Here is a 1,781-nt window from a genome sequence, read left to right as displayed (position 1 = left end):
CTTCTTGTCCTTGAGATCGGCGACCGTCCGGATCGGTGAACCCTCCTTCACCATGATCGCGCCCACGGCGGTGGAATAGGGGAACAATGTGAGGTCGCCGCCTTCGGAGCGCTGGCGCGAGACCCACAGCCAGTCGGAGACGATCATGTCGATCGCGCCAGCCTGCATCGCGACGCTGGTTGCATCCTCGCCGGCGAAGTCGATGATCTCCAGATCGATCCCGTTCGCGGCATCGAACTTGTGCTGCCGTAGCGTATCGAGTTCCCAACTCACGGTTCCAAACTTCAGCACACCGAGGCGAATCCTGGCTGCCGCAACGGCTGGCCTGGTAGCAAGAACAGCGGCTGTCCCGAGAACCGCCAGACGCAACGTCATGCGCCGTGAAACCATCATGACACCTCCTCCCCAGGGTTCCGCGCTGCCAAATCAGATGGCTCGTTCCTTGCTCGGAAATGCGCATTTCCAGCGCATGACCTTGAGGGTCGGGTGTTCTTGAGACCATTTCGCGATTTCGCTGGGGGCAAGGAACATGCATTGGAACAGGGTGCCGCGGCTCTCGAAATAGAGATGTTCGTCTCGGCAATTGCTCGGATTGGCGCTGAGGCAAACCGTCAATATGAGATCGACCATGTCCATTCAGCACCTCTTGCGCGTTCCCAAACGCCCATCTCGGCGAGTCCAGCCCAACCAGGAGCCAGGACAAAACCGCCACTTGCCGGATTTCTCAAGGTGCCAATGGAGAAACCGGAATGAGGTCAAGCTACGCGCTCGCCCGATAGTCGTCAACAAAGACGAATGGGCAGAATCCTTGAGCACCCAGGCCTCTAAACCTTTGTACGATTGACTTTCACAACATGCCGATTAGCTTCCAGGTGACGCGGCGCGGCTCCACGGGAGAAGCGGAATTTCCACGCCACCGCGTAAGGCGCATGCCGACGGATCAAAGGATCGGCATGCGCAAATCGTCCAGGGCACCCAGACGATCAATGAGGAAATACCATGCGCGCAATCGCATTTTTCGCAGTCATGTCCGTTGTGCCCTTCATCGCGAGCCAATCCCAGGCACAGGATGCGGCGGCGGGTGAGAAGGTCTTCGCCAAATGCAAGGTCTGCCATGTCGCCGACCAGGACAAGAACAAGGTCGGCCCGTCGTTGAACGGCGTCATCGGCCGAACAGCCGGCACGCACCCGGGGTTCAGCTATTCTCAGGCGATGGTCGCGGCAGGCAAGTCCGGCGTCAAATGGGATGAACCCACGCTGAAGACTTACCTTCACGATCCCAAGGCCATGGTCAAAGGAACAAAGATGGCGTTTGTCGGCCTCAAACAGGACGAAGACATCGCCAATGTCATCGCCTATCTGAAGCAATTCTCGAAATAGCGCGCCGCCGGCCGTTCGAACTTGCGTTCGGCCGGCGTTCGCCTACGCATCGGCTTGCAGCCCCTGCATTGCCGAAGGCAGATCGAAAAGGCTGTCGCAAACAAGATCGGCGCCAAGCTCTTCCACCGGAATGTGGCTGTAGCCGCCACGCAGCAGAATGACGGGCATGCCGGCGGCGCGTGCGGCGCCCAGGTCAGCGCCACTGTCTCCGACCAGCAGCGCGTCACCCGGGTCGACGCCTAGCTGTGCCAACGCCAGCAGCAGGGCATCGGGCGCCGGTTTCAGGTATGTCACCGCGTCTCCGCCGACGATCGCACCGAAATATTCCGTCAATCCGAAATGAAGCAGGATTTCGCGGGTCGCCAACTGCGGTTTGTTGGTTGCCACCCCCATGCCTACTC

General features: G+C 59.6%; 3 protein-coding genes and 1 pseudogene. 1 reads left to right on the top strand and 3 read right to left on the bottom strand.

The genetic code is table 11. The features are described from left to right. Nucleotides 1–393: pseudogene (locus EN991_RS34870) on the bottom strand (ABC transporter substrate-binding protein); the annotation flags it as partial. Between the two features lie 33 nt (nt 394–426). Continuing rightward, on the bottom strand, nt 427–636 hold the full coding sequence (locus EN991_RS34865) for a hypothetical protein (protein ID WP_013532063.1): 210 nt from the start codon (nt 634–636) through the stop codon (nt 427–429). Between the two features lie 363 nt (nt 637–999). On the opposite strand from EN991_RS34865, the gene EN991_RS34860 reads away from it, so the two are divergent. Then, nucleotides 1,000–1,380 (top strand): cytochrome c family protein, encoded by a 381-nt coding sequence (locus EN991_RS34860; protein WP_024504374.1) that lies wholly within the window; start codon nt 1,000–1,002, stop codon nt 1,378–1,380. Between the two features lie 42 nt (nt 1,381–1,422). Here the strand turns inward: EN991_RS34860 and EN991_RS34855 are convergent. Next, a partial coding sequence (locus EN991_RS34855) for an HAD-IA family hydrolase (RefSeq protein WP_127370424.1) occupies nt 1,423–1,781 on the bottom strand: 359 nt, incomplete at its 5' end.

The sequence above is a fragment of the Mesorhizobium sp. M7A.F.Ca.US.005.03.2.1 genome (assembly GCF_003997795.1).
GTDB lineage: Bacteria > Pseudomonadota > Alphaproteobacteria > Rhizobiales > Rhizobiaceae > Mesorhizobium > Mesorhizobium ciceri.
This window is presented reverse-complemented; position numbering and strand designations above follow the sequence as displayed.

Excerpts from the sequence above, each read along its gene's own strand:
- EN991_RS34865 (WP_013532063.1), bottom strand. The coding sequence starts at position 636 with ATGGACATGGTCGATCTCATATTGACGGTTTGCCTCAGCGCCAATCCG.
- EN991_RS34860 (WP_024504374.1), top strand. The coding sequence starts at position 1,000 with ATGCGCGCAATCGCATTTTTCGCAGTCATGTCCGTTGTGCCCTTCATC.